The sequence below is a fragment of the Pseudomonas sp. B1-22 genome (assembly GCF_050474425.1).
Taxonomy (GTDB): domain Bacteria; phylum Pseudomonadota; class Gammaproteobacteria; order Pseudomonadales; family Pseudomonadaceae; genus Pseudomonas.
On the sequence record NZ_JBCHVH010000001.1, the window covers coordinates 931821 to 944798 of the forward strand.

Annotated in this window: 13 protein-coding genes; 7 read left to right on the forward strand and 6 right to left on the reverse strand. The window is 66.3% G+C overall.

Annotated elements, in window-relative coordinates:
* Positions 1–85: 85 nt before the first annotated feature.
* Entirely contained in the window at positions 86–700 is a 615-nt protein-coding gene (locus tag ACQ5BL_RS04395) for an FMN-binding negative transcriptional regulator (protein ID WP_243804872.1), read from the forward strand.
* Between the two features lie 193 nt (positions 701–893).
* Here the strand turns inward: ACQ5BL_RS04395 and ACQ5BL_RS04400 are convergent, their stop codons facing one another.
* The 3 genes from ACQ5BL_RS04400 to ACQ5BL_RS04410 form a co-directional block, all read right to left on the reverse strand.
* On the reverse strand, positions 894–1295 hold the full coding sequence (locus ACQ5BL_RS04400) for a hypothetical protein (protein WP_243804871.1): 402 nt from the start codon (positions 1293–1295) through the stop codon (positions 894–896).
* Between the two features lie 130 nt (positions 1296–1425).
* The gene (locus tag ACQ5BL_RS04405) at positions 1426–3429 is read right to left on the reverse strand and encodes a peptidase U32 family protein (RefSeq protein ID WP_243804870.1); all 2004 of its coding nucleotides are present in this window, start codon (positions 3427–3429) and stop codon (positions 1426–1428) included.
* Positions 3430–3559: 130 nt separating this feature from the next.
* Positions 3560–4447, reverse strand: coding sequence for an alpha/beta fold hydrolase (locus ACQ5BL_RS04410; RefSeq protein ID WP_243804869.1), 888 nt, complete (start codon positions 4445–4447; stop codon positions 3560–3562).
* A gap of 199 nt (positions 4448–4646) precedes the next feature.
* Here ACQ5BL_RS04410 and ACQ5BL_RS04415 point away from each other — a divergent pair, with 199 nt between their 5' ends.
* From ACQ5BL_RS04415 to ACQ5BL_RS04430, 4 genes are all read left to right on the forward strand, one after another.
* The gene (locus tag ACQ5BL_RS04415) at positions 4647–5222 is read left to right on the forward strand and encodes a CGNR zinc finger domain-containing protein (protein ID WP_243804868.1); all 576 of its coding nucleotides are present in this window, start codon (positions 4647–4649) and stop codon (positions 5220–5222) included.
* A 373-nt stretch (positions 5223–5595) separates the two neighbouring features.
* Entirely contained in the window at positions 5596–6252 is a 657-nt protein-coding gene (locus ACQ5BL_RS04420; RefSeq protein WP_207882975.1) for a hydrolase, read from the forward strand.
* 63 nt (positions 6253–6315) lie between these two features.
* Positions 6316–6870 (forward strand): antibiotic biosynthesis monooxygenase, encoded by a 555-nt coding sequence (locus tag ACQ5BL_RS04425; protein WP_243804867.1) that lies wholly within the window; start codon positions 6316–6318, stop codon positions 6868–6870.
* Positions 6871–6889: 19 nt separating this feature from the next.
* Positions 6890–8728: an amidohydrolase gene (locus ACQ5BL_RS04430; protein WP_243804866.1), complete on the forward strand. Its 1839-nt coding sequence runs from the start codon at positions 6890–6892 to the stop codon at positions 8726–8728.
* 138 nt (positions 8729–8866) lie between these two features.
* On the opposite strand, the gene ACQ5BL_RS04435 is transcribed toward ACQ5BL_RS04430, so the two are convergent.
* The 3 genes from ACQ5BL_RS04435 to ACQ5BL_RS04445 form a co-directional block, all read right to left on the reverse strand.
* Positions 8867–9793 (reverse strand): LysR family transcriptional regulator, encoded by a 927-nt coding sequence (locus ACQ5BL_RS04435; RefSeq protein ID WP_207882980.1) that lies wholly within the window; start codon positions 9791–9793, stop codon positions 8867–8869.
* Between the two features lie 28 nt (positions 9794–9821).
* Positions 9822–10349 carry a cysteine hydrolase family protein gene (locus tag ACQ5BL_RS04440; protein WP_243804865.1) on the reverse strand — a complete coding sequence of 176 codons (528 nt, stop codon included), beginning with the start codon at positions 10347–10349 and terminating at the stop codon, positions 9822–9824.
* 123 nt (positions 10350–10472) lie between these two features.
* Positions 10473–11231, reverse strand: coding sequence for an SDR family NAD(P)-dependent oxidoreductase (locus ACQ5BL_RS04445; RefSeq protein ID WP_430292788.1), 759 nt, complete (start codon positions 11229–11231; stop codon positions 10473–10475).
* A 127-nt stretch (positions 11232–11358) separates the two neighbouring features.
* Here ACQ5BL_RS04445 and ACQ5BL_RS04450 point away from each other — a divergent pair, with 127 nt between their 5' ends.
* Together ACQ5BL_RS04450 and ACQ5BL_RS04455 are read left to right on the forward strand one after the other, a co-directional pair.
* Positions 11359–12309, forward strand: coding sequence for a LysR family transcriptional regulator (locus ACQ5BL_RS04450; protein ID WP_243804863.1), 951 nt, complete (start codon positions 11359–11361; stop codon positions 12307–12309).
* A gap of 79 nt (positions 12310–12388) precedes the next feature.
* Positions 12389–12889 carry a VOC family protein gene (locus tag ACQ5BL_RS04455; protein WP_243804862.1) on the forward strand — a complete coding sequence of 167 codons (501 nt, stop codon included), beginning with the start codon at positions 12389–12391 and terminating at the stop codon, positions 12887–12889.
* The last annotated feature ends 89 nt before the right edge of the window (positions 12890–12978 follow it).

Below are 12978 nucleotides of genomic sequence, written 5' to 3' on the forward strand. Positions count from 1 at the left end.
GATCTTTCACCTGTGCCGCTAATGGATCTTTATGCGGTGCCAATGCATCGGCATGATGGCGCCATCCCCTGATTTCGAGGCCAGCATGTACGTACCCGCACACTTTGAGGAAAACCGCCCTGATGAGCTGCACCGGCTGATCCGCGAGCATCCGCTGGGCATTCTGGTGACCGCTCATGCCGGCGTGCTGGACGCCAACCACCTGCCTTTCGAACTGCTGCCGGACGGCGACAGGCCCCTGCTGCGTGCCCATGTCGCGCGCAACAACCCGGTATGGCAGGAGGCCGATGGCGAAGAGGTGCTGGTGATCTTCCGCGGTGACCACGCCTACGTCTCGCCCAACTGGTACCCGAGCAAGCACGAGGCGCATCGCCAGGTGCCGACCTGGAACTACCAGGTGGTGCATGTGCGCGGCCGCCTGAAGGTGATGGACGAAGAGCGTTTCGTGCGCGGCGTGGTCGGGCGCCTGACCCGTACCCACGAGGCGGGCGAGGAGCGGCCGTGGAAAATGAGCGATTCCACGCCGGAGTTCATCAGTGGAATGCTGGCGAACATCGTCGGCATCGAGGTGGAGATCAGCGAGATCGTCGGCAAGTCCAAGCTCAGCCAGAACAAGGAGGACCGGGATCGGCTGGGGGCTGCCGGGGAGCTGGAGCAGCGCGGCAGCGTGGAGCTGGGCGGGGCAATGCGGTCGGTGTAGGAGCGGACTCCGTCCGCGATTGCTTCCAGGCAACCTCATGGCCGGATCGCGCAGAGGCGCCGCTCCTACGGCAGCGCATTGGCAGCTATTCGTCGCATCGGCGTGGACTGGGGCCAATCGCGGACGGAGTCCGCTCCTACGCTCACGGGTGGTTTGTAGGATCGGGCCACGCCCGCGATCAGCGCGGAGGGTGCTATAGCCCGCCCAACAGGTCGTGGGAATCCAGCAGGCGCCAGGCGATTTCCGGATTTTTCTCCATGCTCCGGCGGATCGCAGCCGGGATGGCCTGGCGGGTCTTGCGGCAGAGGCCGGGCTGGTCGTCGAAGTCGAATTCGATGCCGCGCACGGTCCTCACTTCATTGAAGCCTGGGGCAATGTGCAGGCGGATGCCGAGCTGCTCGAAAAGCTTGTGCTGCATGCGCTGCAGGTCGGCCAGGTCCTTGAGGTTTTCCAGACGCTCCAGCAGGCGCTGCTCCTCGTGCCGGGTCAGCAGCAGGATGCGCAGGTCCGCGCTGGGATTCTCCAGCAGCCGCTCGCGGTGGCAGTCGCAGGCACCGGGCGGGCATTGCTGGCGGAGCGGGGGCGTGGAGGTCATGTTCCCGATCATAGCGGGGGATCGGGGCTTGTTGTAGGAGCGAGCTTGCTCGCGAACGAATTTCCCGGCGGCTCCGGCGCAGGGCGGTTCGCGAGCAAGCTCGCTCCTACAGGGTGAGTGACCGGCGGACTTAATGCGCCGGCTTGCGAATGGTCTTGAGCAGGTCTTCCGGGCTGATCTGCCCGACGATGTTGCTCACGCCTTCGCTGCCCGGCTGCGGCAGGCCGAGGATGTGGCCCTTGATCTTGCCGATCACATGCATCTCGCACGGCTTGCAGTCGAACTTCAGGGTCAGCACTTCGTCGCCGTGGATCAGCTGCATCGGCTGCACCTTGGTGCGCACGCCGGTGACGCCCTTGGCCTGTTTCGGGCACAGGTTGAAGGAGAAGCGCAGGCAGTGCTTGGTGATCATCACCGGCACTTCGCCCGTCTCTTCGTGGGCCTCGTAGGCGGCGTCGATCAGCTGCACGCCGTGGCGGTGGTAGAACGCGCGGGCCTTCTCGTTGTACACGTTGTACAGGAATGACAGGTGCGACTCCGGGTAGACCGGCGGCGGGTTGGTCTCGGCTTTGCGGCCACCGCGGGGGTGGGCCTGCACGCGGGCTTCGGTGAGCGCGTCGATGGCCTCGCGGCGCAGGGCCTTGAGCTGGGAGTTGGGGATGAAGAACGCCTGCGGGGCGTCCAGCTCGATGCTGTCGGCGTGGTACTGGGTGGTGCCCAGCTGGCCGAGCAGGTCGTGCAACTGCTCCAGCGCCTGCTCCGGCTTGTTGGCCGCGCCGAACGGGCCGTCCAGGACGACGCTGGCGGTGACGCCTTCCTCGCTGGTGGCGGTCAGTTCCAGGCGTTCCTCGCGCAGCCTGGCGACCCACGACAGGCCGACGCGACGCTCGGCGGAGGTCTTGAGCAGCGCCTGCTGCCAGTTGTGGTCGAGGTTGCGCGACAGCGGGTGGTTCGGGCGCAGGCGGTAGAGGCCTTCCGGCATCTCGTTCGGCTCGACGCGGTAGCGGTAGCGCTTCTCGCCGTCTTCCTCGAACTCGCCTTTAGGTTCGGCGATGTTGGCGCGGAAGCCGACCACTTCGCGCTTCACCAGCACGTTGAGGCCGTCGCCATTGGACAGCGGGTCCTTGGTCACCACCAGCAGATCGCGCTTGCCGACTTTCTCCACGGTGCCCACCGGCAGGCCGGTGAAGGTTGGCGAGTCGAAGGCGCCGATGTCGATCTTGCGTTCGCTGACGAAGTAGTCGGTGCTGCCGCGGTGGAAGGTCTTGTCCGGGTCCGGTACGAAGAAGTGGTCGGTGCGGCCGCTGGAGGCGCGGGCCAGGTCCGGGCGTTCGGCGAGGATGCCGTCCAGGCGCTGGCGGTAATAGGCGGTGATGTTCTTCACGTAGCCCATGTCCTTGTAGCGCCCTTCGATCTTGAAGGAGCGCACGCCGGCGTCCACCAGGGCGCTGAGGTTGGCGCTCTGGTTGTTGTCCTTCATCGACAGCAGGTGCTTCTCGAAGGCCACCACGCGGCCCTGGTCATCCTTCAGGGTGTAGGGCAGGCGGCAGGCCTGGGAGCAGTCGCCGCGGTTGGCGCTGCGGCCGGTCTGGGCATGGGAGATGTTGCACTGGCCGGAGAAGGCCACGCACAGCGCGCCGTGGATGAAGAACTCGATGGCGGCATCGGTCTCGTCGGCGATGGCGCGGATTTCCTGCAAGTTCAGCTCACGGGCCAGCACCAGCTGGGAGAAGCCGGCCTGATCGAGGAACTTCGCCCGTTCCAGGGTGCGGATGTCGGTCTGGGTGCTGGCGTGCAGCTCGATCGGCGGGATGTCCAGCTCCATGATGCCCATGTCCTGCACGATCAGCGCATCGACACCGGCGTCGTAGAGCTGGTGGATCAGCGCGCGCGCCGGCTCCAGCTCGTTGTCGTGGAGGATGGTGTTGATCGTGGTGAACACCCGCGCGTGGTAGCGATGGGCGAACTCCACCAGCTGGGCGATATCGCTCACCTCGTTGCAGGCATTGTGCCGCGCGCCGAAGCTCGGGCCGCCGATGTAGACGGCGTCGGCGCCATGCAGGATGGCCTCGCGGGCGATGGACACATCGCGGGCAGGGCTGAGCAGTTCCAGATGGTGTTTGGGCAGGGACATGGTTTCTTCTTTATCAGGCGTGCTTATCAGGTGTGGTACGGGCAATCGCGCATTGTACCGGCCAAACGCCGCGCCGGCATCCGTGGCGTGCCGGGCGGCGTGGCGGTTGGTCGCCTGAAGGGCAGGGCGCCTAGCTCAGGGCGCTGCCGATCACCTCATGGATGCGCTTGGCGATGTGGTCGACGTGGGTTTCCAGGGCGAAGTGGCCGGTGTCCAGCAGCTCGATCACCGCGTTGGGGTTGTCGCGGGCGAAGGCTTCGGCGCCCGGCGGGATGAAGATCGGGTCGTGCTTGCCCCAGATGATCAGCGACGGCAGCCGGGTGGCGCGGAAGAACGCCTGGAAGTCGGAGTAGAGCTTCAGGTTGTCCTGGTAGTCGTAGAACAGGTCGAGCTGGATGTCCTTGTTGCCCGGACGCTCGATCAGCAGGGCGTCGAGGGTGTAGGTCTCGGGGGCGATCAGGCTCGGGTCCGACGCGCCTTCGACGTAGTGCAGGCGAACACCTTCGCGGGTCAGCAGGGCGTCGTGCACCACCTGGCGGTTGGCGGCGGACGGATCGGCCCAGTAGGTGCGGATCGGCGCCCAGACATCGCCCAGGCCTTCCAGGTAGGCATTGCCATTCTGCGAGATCAGCGCGGTGACCCGCTCCGGGTGCGCCAGCGCGAGTCGCAGGCCGGTGGGTGCGCCGTAGTCGAAGACGTACAGGGCGTAGCGCTCAAGACCCAGCACCTCGACGAAGGCGCCGAGGGTGAGGGCGAGGTTGGCGAAGCTGTAGCGGTAGTTGCGTTCGGCCGGCACTTCGGTGAAGCCGAAGCCGGGCAGGTCGGGGGCGATGACATGGAAGCGTTCCGCCAGCAGCGGAATCAGGTTGCGGAACTGGTGCGACGAACTGGGGAAACCGTGCAGCAGCAGGAGCACGGGCGAGCCCGGCTGGCCGGCCTCGCGGTAGAACACGCGGACGCCGTCGGCGTCGGCGAAGCGGTAATGGATGGCGGTGTCGGTGTGGGCGATAGCGTTCATGTCGAGGTCCTTTTGTAACTGGTTAAAAGTTGTTTATGGGTTACTTCGAGGGCAAATCTGGACTCGCTTTTGTAACCTGTCAAACAAATTTATAAGGGTTACATTATTGGGCGGACGAACGGTCGCCTTGAGGTGATGTAACTTGCTAAATGGATATGAAGGGTTACGATGAGCGCATTCCCGTCAGGAGGCCGCCGTCATGAGCGCACCGACCCTCGAACCCTTCGTGATCGCCGATCACCCCGCGCTGGACATGATCAACACCGTGGCGGTGGTGGACGGGCAGTTGGTGGATTTCTGGCAGTCCGACGCCGACGTACTGGCCTGGCTCGAACGCATGGAACTGCGGCGTGATGGCGCCGGCCGATTCGCCAAGGGCGCGTTGCTGGACGCCGCCCGAACCTTGCGCGAGGCGGTGCGTGAATTGGTGCTCAAGCGCAAAGGCGGGCTGCGCGGCGACCCTTCGGCGCTCAACCGTTTCCTGCTGCAGGCGGCCAGCCATCCACGGCTGGTCTGGGAAGGCGCCGAGGCGCCGCGCCTGGAACGGGTCGGCGAACACGCATCGCCGGAACAACTGCTCGCGCCCCTGTCGGAACTCGCCGCCACGCTGCTGGCTGAAGGGGACTTCAACCTGGTACGCAAGTGCGAGCATCCCGATTGCGTGCTGTGGTTCTACGACCGCACCAAGTCGCACCGCCGGCGCTGGTGCAGCATGGCGGCGTGCGGCAACCGGCATAAGGTGGCGGAACACCGCAAGCGGCAGCGCGGGGAGTAGGGCCTCATCGTAGGACGTACAACCGTTCGCGGTTGTACGTCGATGCTCCGCGCGTATTTCGAGCTCCGTGGGCACGTCCGGAGTGCCCGGCTGCCCGGCAATCGCGGCTTCGTAGCCAGCCTCGGTGCGCTTCGGGGTCATGGTCAGGCGGCGTCAGTCGCATCTCCTCTGCTGCTTCTCTGCCGTACTGCCCAGTCGTGGCGCGGCCTGGAGAGGGGCTTGCAAAACTGCAAAGTCCCCCTGCAACCCTGTCTGTTCCGCGCTTTCGAGTGATCGGCAAAGATGTTTCCACGGTTCGGCACCACCCTCGAAACCACCGGACCTGGATCACCACCAAGACCTACCCACTCACGCAACGCAGAAGGAAAACATCATGACCGCTATCGCCAAAGCTGCTCCGGGCAAGACCCTGCTGAACCCGGCCGACCACACCCTGATCATGATCGACCACCAGTCGCAAATGTCCTTCGCGACCAAGTCCATCGACGCAGTGACCCTGCGCAACAACGCCGCCCTGGTGGCCAAGGCCGCCAAGGAATTCGACGTTTCCACCATCCTCACCACCGTTGCCGAGAAGAGCTTCTCCGGCCCGATCTTCGGCGAGATCAAATCGGTCTTCCCCGAGCACAACGTCATCGACCGTACCAGTATGAATACTTGGGAAGACCCGCGTATCGCGGTGGAGGTCAACAAGTTCGGCAAGCAGAAGATCGTCCTCGCGGGCCTCTGGACTTCGGTGTGCATCGTCGGCCCGGCGCTGTCGGCCATCGACCAGGGCTTCGAGGTGTACGTGATCGCCGATGCCTGTGGCGACGTGTCCACCGAAGCGCATGAAATGGCCCTGCAACGCATGATCCAGCTGGGCGCGCGCCCGATGACGTCGCTGCAATACCTGCTCGAACTGCAACGCGACTGGGCCCGTGGCGAAACCTACGACCAGACCGTGAAGACCTCCATCGAGCACGGCGGCGCCTACGGCCTGGGCCTGATCTACGCCAAGACCATGTTCAACGCCAGCGAAGGCCACTGATCGGCCTATTGCACCCAGCCCTCCCTCGCTTTAGCGGGGGAGGCCACCCCAGGAGGGAGAAGCATGAACGTGCCCGTGAGTCGAGAGTCCGTGACGCTGATCATCCGCCACCGGGCCAAGCCCGGCCGTGCGGCGGAGTACGAAGCCATCCTGCGTGAGCTGACCCACGCCGCCAGCGAGTTTCCCGGACACCTGGGCGTGGATGTGATGCACCAGGGCGACGACTTCACCTCCGTGCTGCGTTTCGCCAGCGCCAACGAACTGCAGGTCTGGCTGGACTCCGCGAAGCGCCGCGAGCTGATCGGCCGCGCTACGCCGCTGCTGACCGACGGCGACCAGCAGGAACTGCACAGCGACCACGAGTTCTGGTTCACCCCCGGGCAAGGCGACCAGCGGCAACCGCCGCGCTGGAAGCAGGCGGCGGTCTCCTACCTGGTGATCCTGCCGCTGGTGATGCTGGTGCCGCAGCTCTGGAAACCCCTGTTCGCATGGGTGCCGGCGCTGGGTGGTTTCGTCCCGGCCAACATACTGATCACCCTCACCATCGTGTTGCTGGTGGTCTACGTTTTCATGCCACGGGTCACGCGCCTGTTCTCCGCCTGGCTCAATGCCCGCTGATCGCAAGAGGAGCATTTCCATGAATGCCGACCTGATCCTGACCAACGGCCGCTTCCACACGGTCGATCGCGAAAAGCCCAGCGCCACCGCCGTGGCCATTGCCGATGGCAAGTTCATCGCCGTGGGCACCGATGCCGAAGCCATGGCCATGCGTGGCGGCGCCACCCGCGTCATCGACCTGAAAGGGCGCACGGTGATTCCCGGTCTCAACGACTCGCACCTGCACCTGATTCGCGGTGGCCTGAACTACAACCTGGAGCTGCGTTGGGAAGGTGTGCCGTCCCTGGCCGACGCCCTGCGCATGCTCAAGGAGCAGGCCCTGCGCACGCCCTCGCCGCAATGGGTGCGGGTGGTGGGCGGCTGGAACGAATTCCAGTTCGCCGAACGGCGCATGCCGACGATTGAAGAGCTCAACCAGGCGGCGCCGGACACCCCGGTGTTCGTCCTCCACCTGTATGACCGCGCGCTGCTCAACCGCGCCGCGCTACGGGTGGTGGGTTACACGAAGGACACGCCGAACCCGCCCGGCGGCGAGATCGTCCGCGACAGCAACGGCGACCCCACCGGCATGCTGATCGCCCGGCCCAACGCGATGATCCTCTATGCGACCCTGGCCAAGGGACCGAAGCTGCCGTTCGAATACCAGGTCAACTCCACCCGCCAGTTCATGCGCGAGCTGAACCGCCTGGGCGTCACCAGTGCCATCGACGCCGGCGGCGGCTTCCAGAACTACCCGGACGACTACCAGGTGATCCAGCAGCTGGAGAAGGACGACCAGCTCACCGTGCGCATCGCCTACAACCTGTTCACCCAGAAGCCCAAGGAAGAGCTGGCCGACTTCAAGAACTGGACCAGCAGCGTCACCTACGGCCAGGGCAGCGACTTCCTGCGCCACAACGGCGCCGGCGAGATGCTGGTGTTCTCCGCCGCCGACTTCGAGGACTTCCTCGAACCGCGCCCGGACCTGCCCGGCACCATGGAGGCCGAGCTGGAACCGGTGGTGCGCCACCTGGTGGAGCAACGCTGGCCGTTCCGCCTGCACGCCACCTACGACGAATCCATCTCGCGCATGCTCGACGTGTTCGAGAAGGTCAACCGCGATATCCCGTTCAACGGCCTGCACTGGTTCTTCGACCACTGCGAGACCATTTCGCCGAAGAACATCGAGCGGGTGAGGGCGCTGGGCGGCGGCATCGCCATCCAGGACCGCATGGCCTTCCAGGGCGAATACTTCGTCGACCGCTACGGCAAGCAGGCCGCCGAGATGACCCCACCGATCAAGCGCATGCTCTCCGAGGGCGTGCCGGTGGGCGCCGGCACCGACGCCACCCGTGTCTCCAGCTACAACCCCTGGACCTCGCTGTACTGGATGGTCAGCGGCAGGACTGTGGGCGGCATGGCGCTTTACCCCGAGGGGCTGTCCCGCGCCACCGCGCTGGAGCTGTACACCCACGGCAGCGCCTGGTTCTCCAACGAGCAGGGCAAGAAGGGCATGATCAAGGTGGGCCAGATGGCCGACGTCGCGGTGCTCTCGGCGGACTACTTCAGCGTGCCGGAGGAGGAGATCAAGACCATCGAGTCGGTGCTCACCGTGGTCGACGGCCGGGTGGTGTTTGGCAGCGGCGACTTCGAGCGCCAGGCACCGACCGCGCTGCCGGTGCTGCCGGACTGGTCGCCGGTGGCCAAGGTGCCGGGGCACTGGCGCCCGCAGGCGCCGCTGCAACGCGCCGTGCACCAGTGCGCCGGCTCCTGCGGCGTGCATGGCCACAGCCACGAGCGGGCACGCCAATCGAGTGTGCCGGTGAGTGACTTCCAGGGCTTCTGGGGCGCCTTCGGCTGTTCCTGCTTCGCCTTCTGATGATGACTCTGCGCGGGCCTCAGGGCCCGCGCTTTCCTTCCTTTTGCGCACTTCTCACAGACCAGCCGTCATGGCCGCGACGAGCAGCCCGGCGCCGATGTCGACCGGCGAGTCCCCGCGCATCCTCCAGTCCAGGCCCTAGCGGTGCGTCGGCTCGAACGGCGCGCAGCCGATGTCGCGGCAGGCCAGGTTCTCGCCGCTGAACTGCGCCGCATCCTGGTCGAAGATGTCGCGCAGCCAGTCGCTCACCGCCTGGAAGCGGCCGATGCGGCCGGCGTCGCGGTGGCTGAGCAGCCAGATTTCCCGCGCCACCACCGGGCCGGTCAGGCGCACCAGACCGTTGCGCTCGCCGAGGATGCACGGCAGCAGGGCCATGCCCAGGCCGGTTTCGCAGGCGTGGGTGAGGGTGGTCACGCTGCTGGCGCGCAGCGCATAGCTGGCGCTGGGGGCGAAGTGACGCAGCCACTGCATTTCCGGGGTGTCGTCGAGCTCTTCGCCATAGGCCAGCCAGGGCTGCTGCGGCCAGTCCTGCGGCGGCAGCTCGGCGAGCGCCGTGGCGGCGTACACCGAGAAACCGATGTCGGCGACCTTGCGCATCACCAGTGCGGCGTCCTCCTGCGGGCGCGCCAGGCGCAGGGCGAAGTCGGCCTCGCGGCGGGTGAAGGACAGCGAGCGGTTGGCCGGGACCAGTTGCAGTTGCAGGTTCGGGTAGGTGCGCGCCAGCTGCGGCATGTGCTGCACCAGCCAGTGGCTGAACAGGAAGTCGATTGACGTCAGGCGCACCGAGCCGGTGATGGCGCTGGCCTCGTTGCGGGTCTCCAGCAGCATGCTCTGCACGTCGCCGAGGATGCGCTCGCCGTAGGCGAGGAAGGCCTCGCCGGCGTCGGTGGGCTTGTAGCCGGCGTTGTCGCGGATGAACAGGCGCGTCTGCAGTGACGTTTCGGCCGCCACCAGGCGCCGGCTCATGGTCGAGGGATCGACGCCGAGCGCGCGGCCGGCGGCGCTCAGGCTGCCGTGGCGGGCCAGGGCGAGCAGGATCGGGATGTCGTTCCAGTCGAAGTTCATGGCGTTCTCCCGGCGATACGCCTGCTGATCAGAAGCGCACGTCGGCGGCGGGAATGACCTGGGCGCGCTGGCCGAAGCTGCTGATGCTGCCCAGCACGGCGTTGTGGTGGGCGCTGATCTGTGCGGCGCTGAGCACGGCGTTGTCCACCGTGGAGTGGGCGTCGCGCACCAGGGTCACTGCATAACCCTGGGCGAGGGCGCGACGGGTGGTGGTGTCGACGCAGTAGTCGCTCTGCAGGCCGCAGATCACCAGGTGCCCGATATCGCGCGCCTGCAGCAGGTCGGCCAGCTCGGTGCGCAGGAAGGAGTCCGGGGTGGTCTTGCGGACCTTGAGGTCGCCTTCGCCGGTCAGCAGGCGCGGCTCCAGTTGCCAGGCTTCGCTCTGGTAGGGCAGGTCGCTGTCTTCGTGCTGGATCAGCACCACCGGCACGCCGGCCTCGCGTGCCGCACGGCTCATGCCGTTGATGCGCTGCAGCACGTTGTCGATATCGAAGCAGGGGTTGCTGCCGGAGCAGAGGTCGGACTGCACGTCGATGATCAGCAGGGCGGTGTTCATGGGGAATCCTGAAAGTCTGAAAAGGGCGACCGCAGGATGTTAGCTGCCCGCGCCGACCGGGCCAATGCTGGCGATGGTTTCGCGGGTGCATCGCTCCCGCGCGGGGCGGGAGCGATGCACGGCTCAGAGGAACATGCCGCCCGAGGCTTCCACGCGCTGGCCGTTGATCCAGCGGCTGCCGTCGGAGAACAGCGCGGCGATGGCGCCGCCGATGTCGTCCGGCAGGCCGACGCGGCCCAGTGCGGTGTTGCTGGCGATCTGCCGGTTGATCTCGGCGTTGTCGCGCACCAGGCCGCCGCCGAAGTCGGTCTCGATTGCGCCGGGGGCGATGATGTTCACGCCGATGCCGCGCGCGCCCAATTCCTTGGCCTGGTACTTGGTCAGCACTTCCATTGCGCCCTTCATGGCCGCGTAGGCGGCGTAGCCGGGCAGGGCGAAGCGGGTCAGGCCGGTGGAAACGTTGAGGATGCGCCCACCGTCTTCAATCAGCGGCAGCAGTTTCTGGGTGAGGAAGAAGGGGCCCTTGAGCTGGATGTTCAGCAACTGGTCGAACTGCGCCTCGGTGGTCTCGGCGAAGGCGGCGTGGATGCCGATGCCGGCGTTGTTCAGCAGGAAGTCGAAGCGCTCACGGCCGAAGGTGCTGCGCAAGCCGTCGCGCACTTGCTGGGCGAAGGCGTCGAAGCTGGCGCTGTCGGCCACGTCCAGCGGCAGCATCAGGGCGCGGCCGCCGTGCTTCTCGATCTCGGCGACCACCGCGCGGGCTTCGTCGGCCTGGCTGCGGTAGGTGCCGATGATGTCGATGCCGGCAGCGGCGAGGTGCAGGGCGGCGTTGCGGCCGAGGCCACGGCTGGCACCGGTGATGAGGGCGATCTTGCGGGTCATGGCGAAGCTCCGGTTGAGGTGGGATGGAGAGAGCTTATTGTTCGCTGTCGTGGTGATAAATCTGCTGGTTTCGGAAATACTGGTCGGAGCTTCCGAACAATAGTCCGAACAAGAGCGACCCACCGCCATGATCCGTCCCGAGCTGCTGCGCACCTTCGTCCGCGTCACCGAACTGGCCAGCTTCACCCAGGCCGGCGAGCAGCTCGGCCTGCCGCGTTCCACGGTGTCCGAGCACATCCAGTCCCTCGAAACCCTGCTCGGCACCCGTCTGCTGCAGCGCACCACGCGCAGGGTCACGGCAACCCAGGACGGCCTGGTGCTCTACGAACGCAGCAAGGACATGCTGGCCCAGCTGGACGAATTGCAGGGCCTGTTCCGACAACAGGACGAGGCACTGACCGGGCGGCTGCGGGTGGACATGCCGACGGTGATGGCGCGCAAGCTGGTGATGCCGCGCCTGGGCGAATTCCTCGCGCGGCATCCGGCGCTGGAGCTGGAGGTGAGCTGCACCGATCGCCGTGTCGACCTGGTGCGCGAAGGCTTCGACTGCGTGGTGCGGGTCGGCGCGGTCAGCGATCCGTCGCTGGTGGCGCGCCTGCTGGGCCGCTCGCCCCAGGTCACCTGCGCCAGTCCCGCGTACCTGGCGACCCATGGCGTGCCGCAGAGTCTTGCCGACCTGGCGGGGCACCGGCTGATCCATTACGTCAGTGTGCTGGGCGCGCGACCGGTGGGCTTCGAATACCTGCAGAACGGCGAGACGTTTAGCCTGCCGATGGCCGGGGCGTTGTCGGTGAACAATGCCGAGGCCTACGAAAGCGCCTGCATGGGCGGGCTGGGGCTGATCCAGGTGCCGCTGCACGGCGTGCAGGACGACCTGGATGCGGGGCGTCTGGTGCAGGTGCTGGAGTCGGTGCCGCTGCCGCCCATGGACATTTCGCTGCTCTACGCCCATCGCCATCTGCCGCAGCGGGTGCGGGTGTTCATGCACTGGTTGACGCAGTTGCTGGGCGAGCCCGATGTGCTGGGCTCGCACTGGCTACCCGACCGGTCGTCCGGCGTTGCGGGAAAGTCAGCCTAGACTTGTCGATTCCGTCGTCGCCCAGGCGACCAAGCTGCATGCCGGTCATACCGACCGCGCCAGAATCAGGAGACTCACCATGTCCAGCCTGCAACGCATCAGCCCCTGCCTGTGGTTCAACGGCAAGGCCAAGGATGCCGCCGAGTTCTACACCGGCATCTTCCCCCATTCGCGGATCGTCCAGACCAGCTATTACCCCGAGGCGGAAAAGGACCGCCACGGCGGTGAGCCCGGCTCGGTACTGACGGTTGAGTTCGTGCTCGATGGCCAGACGTTCATTGCCCTGAACGGCGGGCCCGCCTTCACCTTCAACGAGGCAATCTCGCTGCAGGTGTTCTGCGACAGCCAGAAGGAGATCGACCACTTCTGGGACAAGCTCTCCGCCGGCGGGCCTGAGGAGTCGCAGATGTGCGGCTGGCTGAAGGATCGCTTCGGGGTGTCCTGGCAGATCTGCCCGCGGCATGTCGGCGACATGGTGGCCGACCCCGACCCGGTGAAGGCTTCGCGCACCCTGCAGGCGGTGATGGGGATGAAGAAGCTCGACATGGCGGCCATCGAGCGCGCCCACGCCGGCAACTGACGTCCGTCCGGGCGCCGCCGATGCCGGGCGGCGCGTGGCTATAGTTCAGGACGGGGTGTGAGCCGCCAGGCCGCCGCAGCGAGGATTTC

Coding starts and splice junctions, on each gene's coding strand:
- ACQ5BL_RS04395 (WP_243804872.1), top strand. CDS start 86: ATGTACGTACCCGCACACTTTGAGGAAAACCGCCCTGATGAGCTGCAC.
- ACQ5BL_RS04400 (WP_243804871.1), bottom strand. CDS start 1,295: ATGACCTCCACGCCCCCGCTCCGCCAGCAATGCCCGCCCGGTGCCTGC.
- ACQ5BL_RS04405 (WP_243804870.1), bottom strand. CDS start 3,429: ATGTCCCTGCCCAAACACCATCTGGAACTGCTCAGCCCTGCCCGCGAT.
- ACQ5BL_RS04410 (WP_243804869.1), bottom strand. CDS start 4,447: ATGAACGCTATCGCCCACACCGACACCGCCATCCATTACCGCTTCGCC.
- ACQ5BL_RS04415 (WP_243804868.1), top strand. CDS start 4,647: ATGAGCGCACCGACCCTCGAACCCTTCGTGATCGCCGATCACCCCGCG.
- ACQ5BL_RS04420 (WP_207882975.1), top strand. CDS start 5,596: ATGACCGCTATCGCCAAAGCTGCTCCGGGCAAGACCCTGCTGAACCCG.
- ACQ5BL_RS04425 (WP_243804867.1), top strand. CDS start 6,316: ATGAACGTGCCCGTGAGTCGAGAGTCCGTGACGCTGATCATCCGCCAC.
- ACQ5BL_RS04430 (WP_243804866.1), top strand. CDS start 6,890: ATGAATGCCGACCTGATCCTGACCAACGGCCGCTTCCACACGGTCGAT.
- ACQ5BL_RS04435 (WP_207882980.1), bottom strand. CDS start 9,793: ATGAACTTCGACTGGAACGACATCCCGATCCTGCTCGCCCTGGCCCGC.
- ACQ5BL_RS04440 (WP_243804865.1), bottom strand. CDS start 10,349: ATGAACACCGCCCTGCTGATCATCGACGTGCAGTCCGACCTCTGCTCC.
- ACQ5BL_RS04445 (WP_430292788.1), bottom strand. CDS start 11,231: ATGACCCGCAAGATCGCCCTCATCACCGGTGCCAGCCGTGGCCTCGGC.
- ACQ5BL_RS04450 (WP_243804863.1), top strand. CDS start 11,359: ATGATCCGTCCCGAGCTGCTGCGCACCTTCGTCCGCGTCACCGAACTG.
- ACQ5BL_RS04455 (WP_243804862.1), top strand. CDS start 12,389: ATGTCCAGCCTGCAACGCATCAGCCCCTGCCTGTGGTTCAACGGCAAG.